The 19,406-nt window shown below is 67.6% G+C and carries 22 protein-coding genes; 12 read left to right on the forward strand and 10 right to left on the reverse strand.

The genetic code is table 11. The annotated features are described in order from the left end of the window. The first annotated feature begins 20 nt into the window (after positions 1–20). From AUL30_RS12710 to AUL30_RS12730, 5 genes are all read left to right on the forward strand, one after another. The gene (locus AUL30_RS12710; RefSeq protein WP_062228272.1) at positions 21–455 is read left to right on the forward strand and encodes a rhodanese-like domain-containing protein; all 435 of its coding nucleotides are present in this window, start codon (positions 21–23) and stop codon (positions 453–455) included. After that, complete coding sequence (gene dnaA, locus AUL30_RS12715) at positions 452–1,969, forward strand: chromosomal replication initiator protein DnaA (RefSeq protein WP_062228273.1); 1,518 nt, start codon at positions 452–454, stop codon at positions 1,967–1,969. The genes AUL30_RS12710 and dnaA overlap by 4 nt, the downstream gene beginning before the upstream one ends. Before the next feature lie 119 nt (positions 1,970–2,088). Further along, a complete protein-coding gene (gene dnaN / locus AUL30_RS12720; RefSeq protein WP_062228274.1) occupies positions 2,089–3,213 on the forward strand; it encodes a DNA polymerase III subunit beta in 1,125 nt (374 codons plus the stop codon). 19 nt (positions 3,214–3,232) lie between these two features. Beyond that, the gene (gene recF, locus AUL30_RS12725; RefSeq protein WP_062228275.1) at positions 3,233–4,372 is read left to right on the forward strand and encodes a DNA replication/repair protein RecF; all 1,140 of its coding nucleotides are present in this window, start codon (positions 3,233–3,235) and stop codon (positions 4,370–4,372) included. A gap of 7 nt (positions 4,373–4,379) precedes the next feature. After that, positions 4,380–5,144 carry a HesA/MoeB/ThiF family protein gene (locus tag AUL30_RS12730; protein WP_062228276.1) on the forward strand — a complete coding sequence of 255 codons (765 nt, stop codon included), beginning with the start codon at positions 4,380–4,382 and terminating at the stop codon, positions 5,142–5,144. A 5-nt stretch (positions 5,145–5,149) separates the two neighbouring features. Here the strand turns inward: AUL30_RS12730 and AUL30_RS12735 are convergent, their stop codons facing one another. Further along, positions 5,150–6,154, reverse strand: a complete 1,005-nt coding sequence (locus tag AUL30_RS12735) for a 2-hydroxyacid dehydrogenase (RefSeq protein ID WP_062228277.1) — start codon at positions 6,152–6,154, stop codon at positions 5,150–5,152. Between the two features lie 132 nt (positions 6,155–6,286). On the opposite strand from AUL30_RS12735, the gene AUL30_RS12740 reads away from it, so the two are divergent. Continuing rightward, positions 6,287–6,865, forward strand: coding sequence for an SH3 domain-containing protein (locus tag AUL30_RS12740; protein ID WP_083507911.1), 579 nt, complete (start codon positions 6,287–6,289; stop codon positions 6,863–6,865). A gap of 36 nt (positions 6,866–6,901) precedes the next feature. Here the strand turns inward: AUL30_RS12740 and irrA are convergent, their stop codons facing one another. Both irrA and AUL30_RS12750 read right to left on the reverse strand, forming a co-directional pair. Beyond that, complete coding sequence (irrA, locus tag AUL30_RS12745) at positions 6,902–7,354, reverse strand: iron response transcriptional regulator IrrA (RefSeq protein WP_062228278.1); 453 nt, start codon at positions 7,352–7,354, stop codon at positions 6,902–6,904. 120 nt (positions 7,355–7,474) lie between these two features. Beyond that, positions 7,475–7,918: a hypothetical protein gene (locus tag AUL30_RS12750; protein ID WP_157070137.1), complete on the reverse strand. Its 444-nt coding sequence runs from the start codon at positions 7,916–7,918 to the stop codon at positions 7,475–7,477. A 201-nt stretch (positions 7,919–8,119) separates the two neighbouring features. Between AUL30_RS12750 and fabA the strand changes: the two genes are divergently transcribed. Genes fabA through fabI form a run of 3 tightly spaced genes read left to right on the forward strand, consistent with a single transcriptional unit; the run spans position 8,120 to position 10,773 of the window. Continuing rightward, positions 8,120–8,638 (forward strand): 3-hydroxyacyl-[acyl-carrier-protein] dehydratase FabA, encoded by a 519-nt coding sequence (fabA, locus tag AUL30_RS12755; RefSeq protein WP_062228526.1) that lies wholly within the window; start codon positions 8,120–8,122, stop codon positions 8,636–8,638. A gap of 36 nt (positions 8,639–8,674) precedes the next feature. After that, positions 8,675–9,889, forward strand: coding sequence for a beta-ketoacyl-ACP synthase I (gene fabB / locus AUL30_RS12760; protein WP_062228280.1), 1,215 nt, complete (start codon positions 8,675–8,677; stop codon positions 9,887–9,889). 26 nt (positions 9,890–9,915) lie between these two features. Further along, a complete protein-coding gene (gene fabI / locus AUL30_RS12765) occupies positions 9,916–10,773 on the forward strand; it encodes an enoyl-ACP reductase FabI (protein ID WP_062228281.1) in 858 nt (285 codons plus the stop codon). A 54-nt stretch (positions 10,774–10,827) separates the two neighbouring features. Here the strand turns inward: fabI and AUL30_RS12770 are convergent, their stop codons facing one another. The 6 genes from AUL30_RS12770 to AUL30_RS12795 all read right to left on the reverse strand — a co-directional run bounded on the left by AUL30_RS12770 (position 10,828) and on the right by AUL30_RS12795 (position 15,328). Next, complete coding sequence (locus AUL30_RS12770; RefSeq protein WP_062228282.1) at positions 10,828–11,706, reverse strand: 3-hydroxybutyryl-CoA dehydrogenase; 879 nt, start codon at positions 11,704–11,706, stop codon at positions 10,828–10,830. Positions 11,707–11,771: 65 nt separating this feature from the next. Beyond that, positions 11,772–12,701 (reverse strand): electron transfer flavoprotein subunit alpha/FixB family protein, encoded by a 930-nt coding sequence (locus AUL30_RS12775; RefSeq protein WP_062228283.1) that lies wholly within the window; start codon positions 12,699–12,701, stop codon positions 11,772–11,774. Between the two features lie 21 nt (positions 12,702–12,722). Then, the gene (locus AUL30_RS12780; RefSeq protein ID WP_062228284.1) at positions 12,723–13,475 is read right to left on the reverse strand and encodes an electron transfer flavoprotein subunit beta/FixA family protein; all 753 of its coding nucleotides are present in this window, start codon (positions 13,473–13,475) and stop codon (positions 12,723–12,725) included. A 154-nt stretch (positions 13,476–13,629) separates the two neighbouring features. After that, positions 13,630–14,202: a cob(I)yrinic acid a,c-diamide adenosyltransferase gene (locus AUL30_RS12785; protein ID WP_062228285.1), complete on the reverse strand. Its 573-nt coding sequence runs from the start codon at positions 14,200–14,202 to the stop codon at positions 13,630–13,632. Between the two features lie 10 nt (positions 14,203–14,212). Beyond that, a complete protein-coding gene (locus tag AUL30_RS12790) occupies positions 14,213–14,401 on the reverse strand; it encodes a twin transmembrane helix small protein (protein WP_062228286.1) in 189 nt (62 codons plus the stop codon). Positions 14,402–14,452: 51 nt separating this feature from the next. After that, a complete protein-coding gene (locus AUL30_RS12795) occupies positions 14,453–15,328 on the reverse strand; it encodes a DMT family transporter (RefSeq protein ID WP_062228287.1) in 876 nt (291 codons plus the stop codon). A gap of 147 nt (positions 15,329–15,475) precedes the next feature. Here AUL30_RS12795 and AUL30_RS12800 point away from each other — a divergent pair, with 147 nt between their 5' ends. Beyond that, positions 15,476–16,432: an AEC family transporter gene (locus AUL30_RS12800; RefSeq protein WP_062228288.1), complete on the forward strand. Its 957-nt coding sequence runs from the start codon at positions 15,476–15,478 to the stop codon at positions 16,430–16,432. Here AUL30_RS12800 and gluQRS read toward each other — a convergent pair. Further along, a complete protein-coding gene (gluQRS, locus tag AUL30_RS12805) occupies positions 16,429–17,310 on the reverse strand; it encodes a tRNA glutamyl-Q(34) synthetase GluQRS (RefSeq protein WP_062228289.1) in 882 nt (293 codons plus the stop codon). The genes AUL30_RS12800 and gluQRS overlap by 4 nt on opposite strands. A gap of 179 nt (positions 17,311–17,489) precedes the next feature. Here gluQRS and AUL30_RS12810 point away from each other — a divergent pair, with 179 nt between their 5' ends. Both AUL30_RS12810 and AUL30_RS12815 read left to right on the forward strand, forming a co-directional pair. Then, on the forward strand, positions 17,490–18,605 hold the full coding sequence (locus AUL30_RS12810; RefSeq protein ID WP_083507912.1) for a M48 family metallopeptidase: 1,116 nt from the start codon (positions 17,490–17,492) through the stop codon (positions 18,603–18,605). Between the two features lie 81 nt (positions 18,606–18,686). Then, positions 18,687–19,355: a DNA-3-methyladenine glycosylase family protein gene (locus AUL30_RS12815; protein WP_062228291.1), complete on the forward strand. Its 669-nt coding sequence runs from the start codon at positions 18,687–18,689 to the stop codon at positions 19,353–19,355. Positions 19,356–19,406: the final 51 nt, after the last annotated feature.

Consider the following 19,406-nt stretch of genomic DNA (forward strand, 5'->3'; position numbering starts at 1 on the left):
GGCCCGTGGAGACTATCGCCGTGAACAAGGCCTACAAGGACGATGTGACGGTCCAGCAATGCTGGGACGACCTCACAGCCAGCCGGGACGCGTTCCTGATCGACGTGCGGACCATGGCGGAATGGAATTTCGTCGGCTTTCCGCTGGCGCCCGACAGCGCGCAGGAGCCCATCTTCATGGAGTGGCAGAGCTTTCCCACCATGTCGGTGAACCCCGCCTTCGCCGAACGTGTCGCCGCGACGGTGCGCGAGCGTGGCGGCTCGGAGTCCTCCCGCCTCTACTTCCTGTGCCGCTCCGGGGCCAGGTCCATGGCCAGCGCTGCCGCGCTGACCGCAGCGGGCTTTCAGAACGCGTTCAACATACTGGATGGCTTCGAAGGTCCGGCCGACGAGGAAGGCCATCGTGGCCGCGTGGCCGGGTGGAAGGCTGCCGGCCTGTCCTGGGTGCAGAAATGAGTCTGGCGACGGGCGGCTTTGGCCGCATCCCCCATCCGGCCGCTGCGGCGGGCCATCACGAAGGAACGGAACGCTCGATGCGGACGATGCCGGCGCGCAGCGAAGACGAAGTCATGGAGCGCGTGCGTGCGCGCATCAAGGCTCAGCTTGGGCAGGATATCTACGCTTCCTGGTTCCAGCGCATGAAACTCGATGCGATCCAGCGTGGCTCCGTGCAGCTTTCGGTTCCCACCGCCTTCCTGAAGACCTGGATCAACGGCCACTATAAGGACTTCCTGCAGGAGATCTTCGCCGAGGAGGTGCCGGGTACGATCCGGGTGGATGTCCAGGTGCGCAGTGCGGCCCGCGCCGCGCCGCCCGCCGGCGTCCAGCCGATCATGCCCGTGCCGGCCGCCGCCAATGACGGCGATGCGAGCGCCGCGCCGCGCCCGCAGGCCCTGCCGGCCATCGCGATCGAGCGGCCGGCGAGCGAGTTCGGCTCGCCGCTCGATTCGCGCTATGTCTTCGACGGTTTCGTGGAGGGCGCCAGCAACCGCGTGGCGCTGGCGGCGGCGCGCTCCGTGGCCGAGAACGGCCCGCATTCTGTCCGCTTCAATCCGCTCTTCATCCATGCCTCGGTCGGGCTCGGCAAGACGCATCTCCTGCAGGCCATCGCCAACGGGGCCCTCGCCCGCGCCGACCGGCCGCGCGTCGTGTACCTGACGGCCGAATATTTCATGTGGCGCTTCGCGGCGGCGATCCGCGACAACCAGGCGCTGGATTTCAAGCAGAACCTGCGTGGCATCGACATCCTGATCATCGATGACATGCAGTTTCTGCAAGGGCGCTCGATCCAGCAGGAATTCTGCCACCTGCTCAATGCCCTGATCGACAGCGCACGGCAGGTGATCGTGGCGGCCGACCGGCCGGCCTTCGAACTGGAATCCCTCGACCAGCGCGTGCGCTCACGCCTGACGGGCGGCGTTTCGGTGGAGATCGCGGCGCCCGACTACGAGATGCGCCGCACCATCCTGAACAAGCGCGCCAGCGACATGCGCGCCGAGGATGCTTCCTTCGACATTCCGGACGAGGTGGTCGACACCATTGCGCGGCGGATCACCGGGTCCGGGCGGGATCTGGAGGGCGCCTTCAACCAGATCGCCTTCCGCCACTCGGTCGGACAGCCCTTGTCCAGCGAGCATCTGAACGATCTTCTGAACCAGCTTACGCGCAACAATGTCGAGAAGCGCGTGCGGATCGAGGATATCCTGAAGTTCGTCTCGCGCCACTACAACGTGTCGCGCGCCGATATTCTCTCGGCCCGCCGCACGCGCACCATCGTGCGGCCGCGCCAGATCGCCATGTATCTGGCCAAGACCATGACGCCGCGCTCGCTGCCGGAAATCGGACGGCGTTTCGGAGGGCGGGATCATACGACCGTGCTTCACGCCGTGCGCAAGATCGAAGCCGAGCGCGCAGGCGACGCCAAGCTGTCGGACGAGCTCGACATCATTCGCCGCATGATCGAGGAATAGGCGCTGCCCTGCCGTGAAACCATCACGGTTCCAATTGCCACGCCCTTGTTCTAATACAGGTTCCTGCCATGCCGGGCGCAGATGCCCGGTGCCCGAACCGAACGGTCTGTCCTGACGTCATGCGTATCATCATCGAGCGGTCCAATCTCCTCAAGGCTCTTGGCCATGTCCACCGTGTCGTGGAGCGGCGGAACACGATCCCGATCCTGTCCAACGTTCTCCTGAAGAGCGAGGACGGGGCCCTGCGCCTGAAGGCGACCGATCTCGACATCGAAGTGACCGAGCGCGTGACGGCGATCGACGAGCAGCCGGGCGGCACGACCGTGCCGGCCTATCTCCTCTACGACATCGTGCGCAAACTCTCCGACGGTTCCGAGGTGAGCCTTGCCACCAGCGAGGACGGCGCCCAGCTCGTCGTCTCGTCGGGCCGTTCACGCTTCCGCCTCCAATGCCTGCCGGAGGTCGACTTTCCCGACATCACCGCCGGGGCCATGTCGCACAGCTTCTCCGTGCCGGCGGTCGATCTTGCCCGGCTGATCGAGCGCACCCAGTTCGCCATTTCCACCGAGGAAACGCGCTACTACCTGAACGGCATCTTCTTCCACACGATCGAATCCGGCGGCGATCTGCAGCTGCGCGCCGTGGCCACCGACGGCCACCGCCTCGCCCGGGCGGAGACCCGCGCTCCGAGCGGGTCGGAGGGCATGCCCGGCATCATCGTGCCGCGCAAGACGGTGAGTGAATTGCAGAAGCTGATCGGCGATGCCGCGGCCGACAGCGCGGTCGAGATCCAGCTCTCCGATTCCAAGATCCGCTTCACCATCGGCGACGTGGTCATCACCTCCAAGCTGATCGACGGGACCTTCCCGGATTACCAGCGCGTCATTCCGACCGGCAACGACAAGGCCCTGACGCTGGACCGGCAGAGCTTTGCCCAGGCGGTCGACCGCGTATCGACCATCTCGTCGGAGCGCGGGCGCGCCGTGAAGCTGGCGGTCGGCGGCGGCCAGCTCGTCCTGACGGTGAACTCCCCCGATGCCGGCACCGCCACCGAGGAACTGGCCGTCGGCTACGAGGCAGACGACATCGAAATCGGCTTCAACGCGCGGTACCTCCTGGACATCACCGGGCAGCTCGCGGGCGAGGAGGCCGTCTTCATGCTGGCCGATCCCGGCTCGCCCACGCTGATCCGCGACGGGGGCGACACCGGCACGCTCTACGTGCTGATGCCCATGCGGGTCTGACCCTACGGAACGTGACGCCATGGACGCGCTCTGGCCGGGCTCCATCGGCGAACTCCGGCTGGCGGATTTCCGCAACTATACGAGCCTGCGCCTGCCCGTCACCTCGCGCTTCGTGGTTTTGGCGGGCGACAACGGCGCCGGCAAGACGAACCTCCTCGAGGCCATCTCGCTCCTCAATCCGGGGCGTGGCATGCGCCGCGCCACCTATGGCGATATGGCCCGCGTCGGCGGCCAGCTCGGCTTTTCGGTGCGCGCCGCTATTCACCGGCAAGACGATGCGCCGGCCGATGTGCTGACGCTGGTGCGGGCCGATGCCGGCGAGGGGCGGCAGCGGCAGGTGCGGATCGACGATGTCACCGCCCGCAGTGCCGACGATCTTTTGGCGCTTTGCCGTCTCATCTGGCTGTCGCCGGCCATGGACGGGCTCTTCGGCGGCCCGGCGGGCGACCGCCGGCGCTTCCTGGACCGGCTCGTCCTGACCTTGCATCCCGAACATGGGCGCCGGGCGCTCGATTACGAAAAGGCCATGCGCGGCCGCAACCGCCTTCTGGCGGATGGCCGGATGGACGATGCCTGGCTGACCGGGATCGAGCTGCAGCTTGCCGAACTCGGCCTTGCCATCGCGCTGGCGCGGGCGCAAACGGTGCATGGCCTGGCGATGGCCATCCGCTCCGGCCCCACGGTGGACGGCACCTTCCCGCAGGCGGGGCTGGATCTGGCGAGCGGCTATGAGGGCCTCGACCTGTCCCGGCCGGGGGTCGATGTGGAAGACGAAATCGCGGCGCGGCTGCGCGCCGGCCGCGGCCAGGACAGGGCCGCCGGGCGCACGCTGGAAGGCCCGCACCGGGCCGACCTCATCGTGACGCATCTCATGAAGGCCATGCCCGCCGCGCTCGCCTCCACCGGGGAGCAGAAGGCGCTTCTGATCGGCCTGATCCTTGCCCATGCGGCGTTGACACGCCAGGTGTCCGGATTGCCGCCCATCCTGCTTCTGGACGAGATCGCCGCCCATCTCGATCCCTCACGGCGCGCCGCGCTTTTCGACATACTCGATGCGCTCGGCGTACAAAGCTTCATGACCGGGACCGATCGTGCCCTGTTCGCGGCCCTTGAAGGCCGTGCGCAGATCCTGACCGCGTCGCAGGGCATGCTGACATGAGGGTGCGATGAGCTTCACCGACGCGGAACTGCAGCGCTATGCGCGCCACCTGATGCTGCCGGAAATCGGGGGGCCCGGCCAGCAGGCCCTGCGCAAGGCCCGCATCCTCCTGATCGGCGCCGGCGGTCTCGGCTCCCCGGCCGCGCTCTATCTGGCCGCGGCCGGCATCGGCACGCTCGGCCTGGTGGACGACGATACGGTGAGCCTGTCCAACCTGCAGCGCCAGATCCTGCACGGCACGGCCGATGTCGGGCGCTCCAAGCTCGACAGCGCGCGTGACAGGATCGCGGCCCTGAACCCGCATGTGAGCGTCGTGGCCCATTCGCTGCGCCTGACGCGGGACAATGGCGCCGATCTTCTGGCGGGTTACGACCTCGTCATCGACGGATCGGACAATTTCGACACGCGCTATGCGGCGGCCGAACTGTGCGAGCGGATGCAGCGCCCGCTCGTCCAGGCCGCCGTCCAGCGCTTTTCGGGCTCGCTCACCCTCCTGGCCCCCTTCGCCACGCTCGATGGCGCCCCGGCGCCCCGGCTGACGGATCTCTTCCCGTCCCCTCCGCCGGACGGAACGGTGCCGAGCTGCGCAGAGGCCGGCATCCTCGGCGTGACCACCGGAATCCTCGGCACGCTGGCGGCGGCCGAGGCGATCAAGCATGTCTGCGGCATCGGCGAGCCGCTGATCGGCCGCCTCTTGATGGTGGATGTTCTGGCCATGCGGTTCACGACCATCCGCTACCGCCGCTCCGGCCCTCCGGGCACGCAGGGCTGACAGCGTCAGGGGCGGCCGGGAAGGACCCGGTCGGGCGGGCGATGCCCGTCCATGAAGGTGCGGATGTTGATGATGACCTTTTCGCCCATGTCCAGCCGCGCCTCACGCGTGGCCGATGCCATGTGCGGCAGAAGGATGACGCGGTCCTGGGCGGCCAGGCGGACGAGCCGCTCGTCGAGCCGCGGCTGCGCCTCGAAGACGTCGAGGCCGGCCCCGGCCAGCCGTCCCTCTTCCAGAATATCGATCAGCGCCGGCTCGTCGATGATCTCGCCGCGCGCGGTGTTGACGATGAAGCTGCCGGCCTGCAGCAGGGCCAGCCGGCGCCGCGACAGGAGATGATAGGTGGCCGGGGTATAGGGGCAATTGACCGACAGGATATCCACCCGCGCCAGCATCTGGTCCAGGCTGTCCCAATAGGTGGCGCCGAGTTCGGCCTCGGTCCGGGCGCTGGCGCGCGAGCGGTTGTGATAGTGGATCTCCAGCCCGAAGGCGCGGGCGCGCCGGGCGACGGCCGTGCCGATGCGCCCCATGCCGACAATGCCGAGCCGCCGGCCGGACAGGCGGCTGCCGAGCATGGCGTCGGGCGCCCAGCCGGGCCAGGTTCCCTTGTCCAGAAGTTCGCGGCTGCCTTCGACCAGCCGCCGCGACACGGCCAGGATCAGCGCCATGGTCATGTCGGCAGTGTCCTCGTTGAGGACATTGGGCGTGTTGGTGACGGTGATGCCCGCCCGATGCGCCGCCTCGATGTCGATATTGTCGATGCCCGCGCCATACTGCGCGATCAGCCGCAGCCGTGGGCGCGCCTCCGACAGAAGGCGGGCGTCGATCTTGTCGCTGAGCGTCGTGACGAGGACGTCGGACCGGTCCATGGCGGCGGCCAGTTCCCGCTGCGTCATCGGCCGGTCGTGCGGATGCACGATCACCTCGAAGAGCTCCGCCATGCGGCGCTCGATCTCCTCCGGCAGCCGACGTGTCAGCGCAACAACCCATGCTGGACGGTCCGTCGTCATGTCGCTCGCCTGTCCTCCCTCGCCGTGCCTTGCTCAGTGAAAGCTTGTTAACCTGAACCGTTGGATAATGGCAGCGAAAAGACCGTCCGGCCCGCCGGACAAGCTTCGGGATGAATCGCAGACGTGCCTGAAATGTCCCTGATCCACCGCGCGCTCGCGCCCCTTCGGTTCCGCGTCCGGAACCGTGTCCTGACCAAACCTCTTCTCGTCGCCTTGAGCGTCCTGGCGCTCGCGCTGCCGGTCGCCGCCCAGCAGGCGAACGAGGATGCCGCCGATCCCGACCGCCTCCCCCTGCCGCGCTTCGTGTCCTTCAAGTCGGAGCCGGTCAATCTGCGCGTCGGCCCGGGCCGCGACTTTCCCATTGCCTGGCGCTATGCCAAGCGCGGCCTGCCGATGGAGATCATCCAGGAGTTCGAGCAGTGGCGGCGCGTGCGGGATTCGGAAGGATCAGAAGGCTGGGTCTATTACTCGCTCCTGTCCGGCCAGCGCACGGCGCTTGCCGCACCCTGGCGCAAGGGCGAGGACGTGAAGCTCAATGTCCGCCGTGCGGCTGCGGCCGAAAGTGCGCCGGTGGCGCTGCTGGAGCCGGGCGTCGTCGTGCGGGTGGAAGAATGCACGGGCACGGTCTGCCGGGTGCAGGTCGCCGATCGGACAGGATGGATGGACCAGAATCAGCTCTGGGGCGTCTATCCGGGCGAAAGCTTCCGCTGAGCGGACGGCCTGCGGGAAGCCGCAGGCCCTAGGCGGTCAGGAGCGCTTGCGGCGCAGCCGAACCACCACATCCACATTGACGATCTCCATACCGTCCGGCGGCGCCGGCAGGTCGGCAATGGCGATCGTGCCGTCCGGAATGTCGATCATCATGTTTTCCTCTTCCAGGAAGAAGTGATGATGGTCGGACGTGTTGGTGTCGAAATAGGTGCGCTGCCCTTCGCCGGAGAGCGGCCGGACAAGGCCGGCATCCGTGAACTGATGCAACGTGTTGTAGACGGTGGCGAGCGACACGGGCTCGCCGGCCTTGTGCGCTTCCTCGTGGAGTTCTTCGGCCGACAGGTGCCGATCCCCCGCCCCGAACAGGAGGTTGCACAGCGCCACACGCTGGCGCGTCGGCCGCAGGCCCGCCGCGCGCAGGCGCTCGAACACGCAGAAGGAGGACGCGTGCCCACCGGCTACGGATTTCGCAAACGCACGCTGTTCCATCACTCAGACACCATCTAATAACTTGACTGGGATGATCCACTTTTACGGAGTTTCCGATCCCTGTTCAAGAGATAGTCTTTCTAAAAGCGAAAGACAAACGGGAACAATGGCTCAAGCGGCTTACGCGCAGGCCTGGCGCAGCCTGGACACACCGGCCGCGCTGCCGGACAAGGGGAGCCGCCACCGCCCGGTCGGGCCGGCCACCTCGACCTCCCGGCCCTTCGCGAGCGCGGCAAGGAGCGGCTCGATGGCTGTCATGGGCGCCACCGCCATGAAGTCGGTGCGTGCGCCGGAGCCGAAGGCGGGCGCGGTGGACAGGATGAAGGCAAGCCCGTCGACCGACAGGGATACCGTATATGACCGCTCGGGATCGAAGCGGGCGCCGTTTCCCGGCACCAGGATCGCGATCTGGCGTGACCCCACGCAGCGCAGCGACGGCCGGAAATCGCCCTCATCGAAGGACAGGGCGCCCTGCCTCCCGTCGAAGCGCCAGCCGGCGGCCTCGGCCGGTACGGCGGCCCCCATCGTAAAAAAACCGATAATGCAGACGATGATGCGCCACATGCCCTGGAAAGCCTCCCGCGCCGCCAATCTACAGGATCCGGCCAGCGGGGGCGATGCAGAAAAGGCGGCACATATGGCTTTGGGGCCAAGGCTCGGGATTTGCCACGCGGCCCGTGCATGGTAAGGGGCACTCCAGAAACGGTCGTCCCGGGTGGCCGACGCATGCCGGATCAAGAAGCGGGAAGAGAAACGGACAGCATGATGCAGACCAGACAGACGCAGTTCGGCAAGGAGGAGATTCTCGCCTGCGGCCGGGGGGAACTGTTTGGGCCAGGCAACGCCCAGCTTCCGCTGCCGCCCATGCTGATGTTCGATCGCATCACCGAGGTGACCGAAGACGGGGGCCAGTTCGGCAAGGGTTCGATCCGCGCCGAGTTCGACGTGTCGCCCGACCTCTGGTTCTTCGATTGCCACTTCCAGGGTGATCCGGTCATGCCCGGCTGCCTCGGCCTCGACGCGCTGTGGCAGTTGACGGGCTTCTATCTCGGCTGGCTGGGCGAGCCGGGACGCGGCCGCGCCCTCGGCGTGGGCGAAGTGAAGTTCTCCGGCCAGGTCACGCCCAAGGTCAAGCTGGTCGAATACGGCGTCGAGTTCCGGCGGGTCATGCGCTCGCGGCTGAAGCTCGGCATCGCCGAGGGCTGGATGAAGGCCGATGGCGAGATCATATACCGGGCCAGCGACCTGCGCGTGGGCTTGTTCCAGGATACGGACGCTGCTTAAGCCGGAAACGGCGCATATCGTCAGGAGGCCGGCATCATGAAGCGGGTTGTCGTTACAGGCTTGGGAATCGTCTCGTCCATCGGAAACGATGTCGAGGAGGTCGCCACCGCCCTCAAGGAATCGCGGTCCGGCATCAGCTTTGCCGAAGACTATGCCGAGTTGAACTTCCGCTGCCGTGTGCACGGCATGCCGACGCTCGATCCGAACACGGTGCTGGATCGCCGCGCCATGCGGTTCCACGGCGGCGGCACGGCCTGGAACCATATCGCCATGGACCAGGCCATCGCCGATGCCGGGCTCGGCGAGGATCTCGTCTCCAACCCGCGCACCGGCATCATCATGGGCTCGGGCGGCCCGTCGACCCACGCCATCGTGCAGGCGGCCGACGTGACGCGCAACAAGGGCGGCCCCAAGCGGATCGGCCCCACCAGCGTGCCCAAGGCCATGTGCTCGACCGCCTCGGCGACGCTCGCCACCTGGTTCAAGATCAAGGGCGTGAACTATTCGATCTCGTCCGCCTGCGCGACGTCCAACCACTGCATCGGCAATGGCTACGAGACGATCATGGCCGGCCGCCAGGACATCATCTTCGCCGGCGGCTGCGAAGAGCTCGACTGGACCCTGTCCTGCCTGTTCGATGCCATGGGCGCCATGTCCAGCGGCTTCAACGACCGGCCGGCCGTCGCCTCGCGCGCCTATGACAAGAACCGCGACGGCTTCGTGATCGCCGGCGGCGCGGGCGTCCTGGTGCTCGAGGAATACGAGCATGCGCTGGCGCGCGGCGCGCGCATCTATGGCGAGATCATCGGCTACGGCGCGACCTCGGACGGCTACGACATGGTGGCCCCCTCGGGCGAGGGCGCGGTGCGCTGCATGCAGCAGGCGCTCGCCACCGTCGATACGCCGATCGACTACATCAATCCGCACGCCACTTCCACGCCGGTCGGCGACCGGCAGGAGATCATGGCGATCCGCGAGGTCTTCGGCGACAAGGTTCCGCCCATCTCGGCGACCAAGTCGCTCACCGGTCACTCGCTCGGCGCCACCGGCGTGCAGGAGGCGATCTACAGCCTCCTGATGCTGCGGGACGACTTCATCGCCAAGAGCGCGCATATCGACGAGATCGACCCCGAATTCGCCGACCTGCCGATCGTTCGGGAGCGGGTCGACAATGCCGGTCTCACCACCGTCCTGTCCAATTCCTTCGGGTTCGGCGGGACAAACGCGACTCTGGTCTTCCGCCGGGTCTGACGAGAATGGGAAGTGAGGGATCGGCCATGGGCGACCTGATGAAGGGAAAGCGCGGCCTCGTCATGGGCGTTGCGAACCACAATTCCATCGCCTGGGGCATTGCGCGCACCCTGGCCGGCCATGGCGCGGAGATCGCCCTGACCTACCAGGGCGAAGCCTTCGGCAAGCGCGTCCGCCCGCTCGCCCAGGAAATCGGCTCCGACATCCTGATCAATTGCGATGTGGAGGATGTCGCCACGGTCGATGCCGTGTTCGACGAGCTGGAGCGGCGCTGGGGCCGGATCGACTTCGTCGTCCATGCCGTGGCCTTCTCCGACAAGAACGAGTTGAAGGGGCTCTATGCCGACACCACGCGTGAAAATTTCACGCGGACCATGGTGATTTCCTGCTTCTCCTTCACGGAGGTCGCCAGGCGGGCGGCGCGCATCCTGAACAATGGCGGCGCGCTCCTGACACTGACCTATGACGGCTCGCAGCGCGTCATGCCGAACTACAACGTCATGGGTGTCGCCAAGGCGGCGCTGGAGGCGTCGGTGCGCTATCTGGCGGCCGATTTCGGCCCGCGCAACATCCGCGTCAATGCCGTGTCGGCCGGCCCCGTCCGGACCCTGGCGGGCGCGGGCGTGTCGGATGCCCGGCTGATGCTCAACTATCAGCGGCGCAATGCGCCCATGCGCCGCAACGTGACGATCGACGAGGTCGGCGGCGCGTCGCTCTACCTCCTGTCGGATCTTGCCAACGGCGTGACAGGCGAGATCCATTACGTCGACAGCGGCTACAACATCATGTCGATGCCGGCGCTGGACGAGTTAAAGGAACAGGAGCGCCGCGCGGTCCTGACCGGCGAGGTCGAGGCCAGCGCCGAGGCGCCCGCCGTCAAGTAGCCTCCGCTCAGCGGGGCCCTGTCGAAGCCATGGCGGGCCGCACCCGCCACGGCCTTAGCGCGTGGGTACGGGCGATGCCCCGCGATAGTCGTAGAAGCCGCGCCCCGCCTTGCGTCCGAGCCAGCCGGCCTCGACATATTTGACTAGCAGCGGACATGGCCGATACTTCGAATCGGCCAGGCCGTCATGCAGGACCTGCATGATGGACAGGCACGTATCGAGCCCGATGAAGTCGGCGAGCTGCAACGGCCCCATCGGATGGTTGGCGCCGAGCCGCATCGAGTTGTCGATGCTTTCGACCGATCCGACACCTTCATACAGCGTGTAGATGGCCTCGTTGATCATCGGCATGAGGATCCGGTTCACGATGAAGGCCGGAAAATCCTCCGAAACGGTCGTCACCTTGTCGAGGCGGGTCGCGAAGGTCCGGGCCGCCTGGAAGGTCGCATCCTCGGTGGCGATGCCCCGCACGAGCTCGACCAGCTTCATGAGAGGGACCGGGTTCATGAAGTGAATGCCCAGGAACCGTTCGGGCCGATCCGTGGCCGAGGCAAGCCGCGTGATGGAGATGGAGGAGGTATTGGTGGCCAGGATTGCCTCGGGCTTCAGCTCCGGGCAGATCTGCTGGAAGATCCGGCGCTTGACGGCCTCCTCTTCCGTGGCCGCCTCGATGACGAGGTCGGCATCCTTCAGCGCGGTGGCGCCATCGGCCGGCGTGATCCGCGCCAGGGCGGCGGCGCGCTGTTCCTCCGACAATTTGCCGGAGGCCACCTGCCGGGCCAGATTGGCGCCGACGCGCTCCACGCCGGCCCGCGCACGCTCCAGGCTGACATCCAGGAGCAGAACGTCGTAACCGCCCAAGGCGACGACGTGGGCGATGCCGATCCCCATCTGCCCCGCGCCGACGACGCCCACCGTGCGGATTTCCAGCATTGTCCGTGCCCCCTCGAGCCTGTGTCCGCCGGGCGCCCCGCCGGCGCCCCGTTCGCCCATGGCCGTTAGATCTTGTCCTTCAGTTCCGGAACGATCTGGAACAGATCCCCGACAAGTCCGTAATCGGCCACCTGGAAGATGGGCGCGTCCCCATCCTTGTTGATGGCCACGATGATACGCGAATCCTTCATTCCGGCCAGATGCTGAATGGCGCCGGAAATGCCGACGGCGAAGTAGAGTGCGGGGGCCACGACCTTGCCCGTCTGGCCCACCTGCCAATCATTGGGCGCAAAGCCCGCATCCACCGCCGCGCGCGACGCGCCGACGGCAGCGCCGAGGCGGTCGGCCAGCGGCAGGATGACCTCCTCGAACTTCTCGCGCGAGCCGAGCGCCCGCCCGCCGGAAACGACGATGGTGGCGGCCGACAACTCCGGCCGCTCGGAGGCGGCGACATCTTCCCGCAGGAAGGCGGAGGTTTCGCTGGCCGGGGTGGCGGACACCGTCTCGATGGGGGCCGCACCGCCGCCCGCGGCTTGCTCGAAGGCCGTCGTGCGGACCGTCAGCACCTTCACGCGGTCACGCGAGCGGACCGTCTCGATCGCATTGCCGGCATAGATCGGCCGTTGGAACGTGTCGGGCCCGTCAACCGCGATGACATCGGAAACCTGCATGACGTCGAGCAGCGCGGCGACGCGCGGCAGGACGTTCTTGCCGCTCGTCGTCGCCGGCGCCACGATCGCCGCGTAGCGATCCGCCAGCGACAGGACGAGATCGGCCAGCGGCTCGGCCAGTGCGTGGCCATAGGCCGGGGCATCGGCCAGGAGCACCGTTTCCACGCCGGAGAGCGCAGCCGCGCTGGCGGCGACATCGCCGACGCCATCGCCCGCCACGAGGATATGGACCGGGCTGCCGAGCGCGGCCGCGGCGGTCAGCGCCTTGGCGGTTTCGACGGACAGGGCGCCGTCATGGTGTTCTGCAATCAGGAGGGTGGTCATAAAAGCGATCCTCGCAAGGTCTCAGAGCACGCCGGCTTCGTTCTTCAGCTTGTCGACCAGCTCGTCGACCGTTGTGACGCGCACGCCCGCCTTGCGCGCATCGGGCTCGGCCGTGCGCAGGACCTCGAGCCGGGGGGTCGTATCGACGCCGAACTCGGCGGCCGATCGCTCCTCGAGCGGCTTCTTCTTGGCCTTCATGATGTTGGGAAGCGATGCGTAGCGCGGCTCGTTCAGCCGCAGATCCGTGGTCACCACGGCCGGCAGGGTGAGCGACACGGTCTGCAGACCGCCATCCACCTCCCGCACCACTTCGGCCTTGCCCTCTGCGATGGTCAAGGCCGACGCGAAAGTGCCCTGGGGCCAGCCCAGAAGCGCCGCGAGCATCTGGCCCGTCTGGTTGCAATCATCGTCGATGGCCTGCTTGCCCAGGATGACGAGATCGGGCGCTTCCGCCGCAACGACGGCTTTGAGGATCTTGGCGACGGCCAGCGGCTCCACGCGCCCGTCATCGGCGCGCACCAGAATGGCGCGGTCGGCGCCCATGGCCAGCGCGGTGCGCAGCGTTTCCTGCGCCTGTGCAGGCCCGACGGACACGGCGATGATCTCGTCCACGCCACCCTTTTCCTTCAGGCGGATGGCCTCTTCCACGGCGATTTCGTCGAAGGGGTTCATGCTCATCTTGACGTTGGCGAGCTCGACCCCGCTGCCGTCGGACTTGACCCGGATCTTCACGTTGTAATCCACAACGCGCTTCACACAGACGAGTATCTTCATGGTCGTGCGTCCACTCCCTCAGCCTTGCCCGCCAGAAGGGCGGAAAATCCGCTTCGGGCATAAATGCAAATGACCTTCACGTCAAAATTAGCCCGGCCTGGAACCGTGGTGTCGCCCGTTTGCGCTGCAATCACAAGAGTGCGCCGCACCCCGCTCAGCGATTTGCGCCCGGCACCCACAGGACATCGCCACGCCCGTCATCATTGGCGTGGCGGGCGGCCACGAAGAGCCAGTCGGACAGGCGGTTGATGTAGCGCAGCGCCGGGTCGGAGACCGCCTCCCCCGGCTGGCGGGCCAGGCGAACCATCAGCCGCTCGGCGCGGCGCGCCACGGTGCGGGCATGGTGCAGATGCGCGGAAGCGGGCGTTCCGGCCGGCAGCACGAAGGAATTGAGCGGCGACAGCGCGGCATTCATGCTGTCGATCTCCTGCTCCAGCCGGTCCACCTGCGCGGGGACGACGGCCAGCCGCTCATAGGGCAGCGGCTCGTCCGTCTGCGGCGTCGCCAGATCGGCGCCCAGGTCGAAGAGATCGTTCTGGACGGCGGCGAGGAGACGGTCGGTCTGCGCATCGGCGACCGTGCGCGCCACGCCGATCACGGCATTGAGCTCGTCCACGGTGCCGTAGGCCTCGATCCGCAGATCGTCCTTGACGCGGCGCTCGCCGCTGCCGAGCGCCGTCGTGCCCCGGTCTCCGGTGCGGGTGTAGATGCGTGTCAGGCGAACCATGGCGGCCTCGTCAGCGGGCGAAGAGGAGGAACAGGACGATCACCAGGACGGCGAGCGCCTGCAGCATCACGCGCAGGCGCATCAACTTCTGCGAGCGGTTGCCCGGCCCGCCGACCAGCATGTTGCGCAAGCCGGCCACGAGCACGAGCGCAACCGCGATCATGAGGGCCAGCGCGAGATAGGTAAGGAAAGAGGACATGCCGTCGCCTTGCGTGGGTGTTGGCGGGATATAGGCCACCTGCCGGCGCTTTTAAACGGGACGGCGACCGGCGCGCATCGCCGCATGGACGCCGGCGCCGGCCAGCACAAGACCGGCGAGCTGGACCGCGCTGAGGCTTTCCCCGAACAGGAGAAAAGCCATGACGGCCGTGACCCCCGGCGTCAGATACATGAGCGAGGCCACCTTCGACACGGCGCCTTCGCGGATCATGAAGAGCAGGAGGAAGATGGCGCCGATCGACAGGACGACGGTCAGCCAGACCAGGGCGAAGACGAGCTCGCCCGTCCAGTCGACGACCCGCGTCTCGAACAGAAGGGCGGCGAGCGCCGTCGGCACCAGCGCCCCGACATATTGGAGCGCGGTGCCCGTGCGCAGATCGGCGCCGGTGACGAAGCGCTTCTGCCAGACGGTCCCGAGCGAAATGGCGATGGCCGACAGGACGACCGGCCCGAGCGTCAGGACGCGATAGTCACCGCCCGCTCCGAGCTTGGGCGCGACGACGAGCGCGACCCCGGCCAGCCCCAGCGCCAGCCCGACCCAATGCCGGGCGGTGACGCGCTCCCCGAGCATGGCGGCGGCCATCAGGGCGGTCAGTATCGGCTGCAGCCCGACGATGAGCGCGGCGATCCCCGCCGGCAATCCGTGCCGGACTGCAAAGAAGACGCCCCCCAGATAGACGCCGTGGATCAGCGCCCCGGCAATCATGGCATGGCCTGCGGCGGCTGGCCGGGGCCAGGGCAACCGCGCCAGCATGACCCAAGGCACGAGAATCAGAAGCGCCAGCGCGAAGCGCATGGCCAGGAAGGTGAAGGGCTCGGCATGCGGCATGGCGTAGCGCGCGCCGATGAAGCCGGTCGACCAGAGCAGCACGAACAGCGCAGGAAACCAGGAAACATACCTGTGCATGATGGGCCTCCGACCGCGCAATGCCCACGCGTCCAGCCCGCTGGGGTCCGGCCCCCTTGGCTCCGCAAGGGGTGGCACTGCGTCGGTGCATCTCGTATCAGGCGGGTTGGCGGGTGCAAAGCGCGCTCAGGTAGCGGAGACGGCCGGGTGGCGTTGATCCTGTTCATCATCGTGCCGATTTTCGGGCTCATCGCGCTCGGCTACGCGGCCGGGCGCAGTCGCATCCTGCCCGACAGCGCGCCGGAGGCCCTGTCGGCCTTCGTCTTCGTGATCGGCATGCCGACCGTCCTGTTCCGCACCCTGGCCACGGCCAGCTTCGAGGGTGGCAGCCCACTGGCCTTGTGGGCGACCTATTTTGCGGCCGTCGCGCTGACCTATGGCCTCGGCATCGTCGCGGCGCGCCGTTTCGGCCGGGTGGACCGGCGCGCCGCGGTGATCGCAGGGCTGGGCGCAAGCTTCTCCAACCTCGTCTTCGTCGGCGTCCCGGTGGCGAGTCTCGCCTTCGGGGAGGCCGGGCTCAGCAAGCTGGCCATGCTCCTGGCGATCCATCTTCCGCTGATGATGATGGCCTCCACCCTCCTCGTCGAACGCGCCGCGCTCCTGGACCGCCGGGATGCCGGAGACAGCGATGCGCAGGGGCTTGCCGTCGGCGCCATCGTCCTTCGGGTCGGCCGCAATCTCGTGCGCAGTCCGCTCATCCTCGGCGTCTTTGCGGGCCTTGCCTGGCGGGCGACGGGCCTGCCATTGGGCGGTCCCCTGGGAGAGATCGTGCGCATGCTGGCCACGGCGACGGGGCCGCTGGCGCTTTTCGCGCTGGGGCTGACCATGACGCGGTTCAAGGTGCGGGGCGATCTGCGCATGGGGCTGATCATCGCCTTCCTGGCGCTCGTCCTGCAGCCGGCCGCCGCCCTAGTCGTCGGCACATTCCTGCTGCCGCCCGACTGGCTGGTCCTCTGCGTCGCCATGGCGGCCTGCCCTTCCGGCGCCAATGCCTGGCTGTTCGCCAATTACTTCCGCAGCGGCGAAAGCCTTGCGGCCACGGTGATCGTCACCACCACGGCCCTGTCGGCCGTCACGCTGAGCTTCTGGCTCGTCGCCCTTTAGCCAAGGCCGACCATCCGGGCAATGTCGGCCGGTGTCAGGCCCGCGCCCCGCAGCACACTGAGGGCGGTCGAATCGCGGCTCTTCGACAGTTTCCGCCCCTCGGCGTCGAGGATCAGCGGATGGTGCCGATAGGTCGGCGCCGGCAGGCCCAGAAGTGTCTGGAGCACTCGGTGGACAGAGGTCGACTGGATCAGGTCGGCGCCCCGCACGACATGGCTGATCCCCTGCAGCGCATCGTCCACCACGACGGACAGGTGGTAGCTCGTCGGCACGTCGCGGCGCGCCAGGATCACGTCCCCCCAATCCTGCGGCTCGGCCACGATCTCCTGCGCCGATCCGCCGGCATCCGTTTCCAAAAAGGTCAAGGGGCCTGTGCGGGTAAGGGCGGCCGCCATGTCGAGCCGGATCGCATAGGGGCGATCCTGCTGCATCAAGGCGCGGCGCTCCCCGGCGGACAGGTCGCGCTCCGTGCCGGGATAGTGCGGTGCGCCATCCGGGTCCCGCGGCCAGGGCATGCCGGTCTGTGTTTCCATGCGGGCCACATGGGCCCGCACCTCGCCGCGCGTAAGGACCGATGGATAGGCAAGGCCTGCCTCCACCAGCGCATCGATGCAGGCGGCGTAATCGTCCATATGCTCGGACTGGCGGCGATAGGGCGGTGGCGGCAGGGCGCCCAGCCAATCGAGATCGGCGATCATGGCGCGCTCCAGCGCCGGGGTGCAGCGCGCCCTGTCGATATCCTCGATGCGCAAGAGATACGAGCCGCCCCACTCGGCCGCCAGCTGCCGGTTGAGAAGGGCGCTATAGGCATGGCCGAGATGGAGGCCCCCGTTGGGGCTCGGCGCAAAGCGCAGGCGGGGCGCAGAACCGGGATCCATTCCTGAAGATTCCTCCCGAACCCAGGCCATGCGCCCTGTCTAATCTGTGCCGTGGCGAGCGTCCATCGGCCGCGTCACAACACGGACCCGTGACCTGTGCGTGAGATTACGATTGCGAAGCGGAGACTCTGCGCGTATCGCCTGCGGCCGTACGCCGCGTAAAAGGGGACGCCGCCATCATGTCGATAGAAGCAAGTGCAGGCTTCGGCCAGGCGATGCAGGTCCGGCGGTCTCCAGGCGAGATTCCGCTCTTCATCGCCGTGCTCATCTTCTCGCTCATCATCTGGGCGTTGCTCCTGGCGGGCAGCCTGGGGCTGATTCTCATCTATGTGATCCTGATTGCGGTTTTCCTGTTCTGCGCGCAACTCGTCTATATCGTGCACCTGCGCGGCAATGCGGTGCTGGCCGGGCCGGACCAGTTCCCGCAGATCTACGACCGTGTTGCCGAACTGTCGCGCAAGGCCGGCCTGCGCACGGTGCCGCGCACCTACCTCCTGCAGGCGGACGGCGCCTTGAACGCCTTGGCGACCAAACTGTTCCGGGGGCAGTATGTCGTCCTCTACACCGATCTCCTGGAGGCTTGCGGCACCGACACCGTCGCCCGGGACATGATCATCGGCCATGAGATCGGGCACTTGCGCTCGGGGCATCTGAACTGGTTCATCCTGACGGCCCCCGGGCGCTTCATGCCGTTCCTCGGCACGGCCTATTCGCGCGCCTGCGAATATACGTGCGACCGCTGGGGCGCCGCCCTGTGCGGCGACGAGGCCGGCGCGCGCCGGGGCCTTCTGGTGCTGGCCGGCGGGCGGGCGCTGACCCGCGACATCAATGTCGAGGCCTATATCCGCCAGCAGCAGGACCTCGATACCGGCTGGATGACGATCGCCCGCTGGCTGTCGAACTATCCGCCCCTGTCCGCGCGCGTCGATGCGTTGACGGCGCCCTACGGGTCGATCCACCGTTCCGCCCGCGGACCGCTTCGCGCGGTGGCGATCATGCTGACCATCGTCGCACTAACCGTTGCCGTCCCCTACGGCATCGTCCAGGCATTGCCGCATATTCCGGCCCTGACCGGGCTCGTGGCGGGCAGTGGCATCCTGCCCGTCACGCCGGAGGCGGACACGCAGCCAGCCGATCTGGACGGCCTGATCACCGCCTGCCGGGAAGGCGACATGCAGGCCTGCGACGACCTCTATTACGCCGCGCCGGTGGACAGCGACGAGGAAGAGTTCGGAAACAGTTGCGGCGGCCGCGTCCCGGACAATACCCAACTCTGTGCGAATATGGACTTCTAGCCAGGCCCATCGTCCTGCACGCGATCGCATCCGGGGCGCCCTGCCCTAGCTCCATGTGCAGGACGCGAGCGGGAGGGTGGTATGATCCGCCAGGATGAGGATCTGGCAGACGGGCTGGCGGCGCTGGTCGCGCTGGACGCGCGGCTCGGACCCATCGCCGCCCAGGCGGGCGTGCTGCCACTGCGCAAGGGCCTGCAGGCGATGCCGGGGCTGATATCCGTCATGGTGGCGCAGCAGGTGTCACGGGCGAGCGCCGCGGCCATCTTCGAGCGGCTCGCCGGCCTGGTGGACCTGACCGACGCTGCCGCCATCCTGGCGCTGGACGATGCGCAATTCCGGCAGGCGGGACTGTCCCGCGCCAAGGAGCGGACGCTTCTGGCGATCGCCGCGGCGGTCATCACCGGCACGCTCGATTTCGAGCGCGTCGCGCAGGCGGAGGTGGCAGCCGCGCTGCGCGAGCTGACCGCCATTCCGGGCATCGGCCCCTGGACGGCGGAAAGCTATCTTCTCTTCTCGCTCGGCCACGCGGACGTCTTCCCCGCCGGCGACCTGGCGCTGCAGATTGCCGTGGCGGACGGGCTGGGGCTGGAGGGGCGCCCCTCGGACAAGGCGCTGCGCGCCATAGCGGAATTCTGGTCGCCCTACCGCTCCGTCGCGGCCCGGCTGTTCTGGGCCTATTACGCCACGATCACCCGGCGTGATGCCGCGCCGGCCGCAATGGCGGAAGGCTTCACAAAGCCGACACGATAGGCCACGATAGTGGTTGAGAAGATTTCGGGCATGAGCTTCGGCAGAGGAGAC

Origin of the sequence: Aureimonas frigidaquae (assembly GCF_001463905.1) — a bacterium.
Classification (GTDB): Bacteria; Pseudomonadota; Alphaproteobacteria; order Rhizobiales; family Rhizobiaceae; genus Aureimonas; species Aureimonas frigidaquae.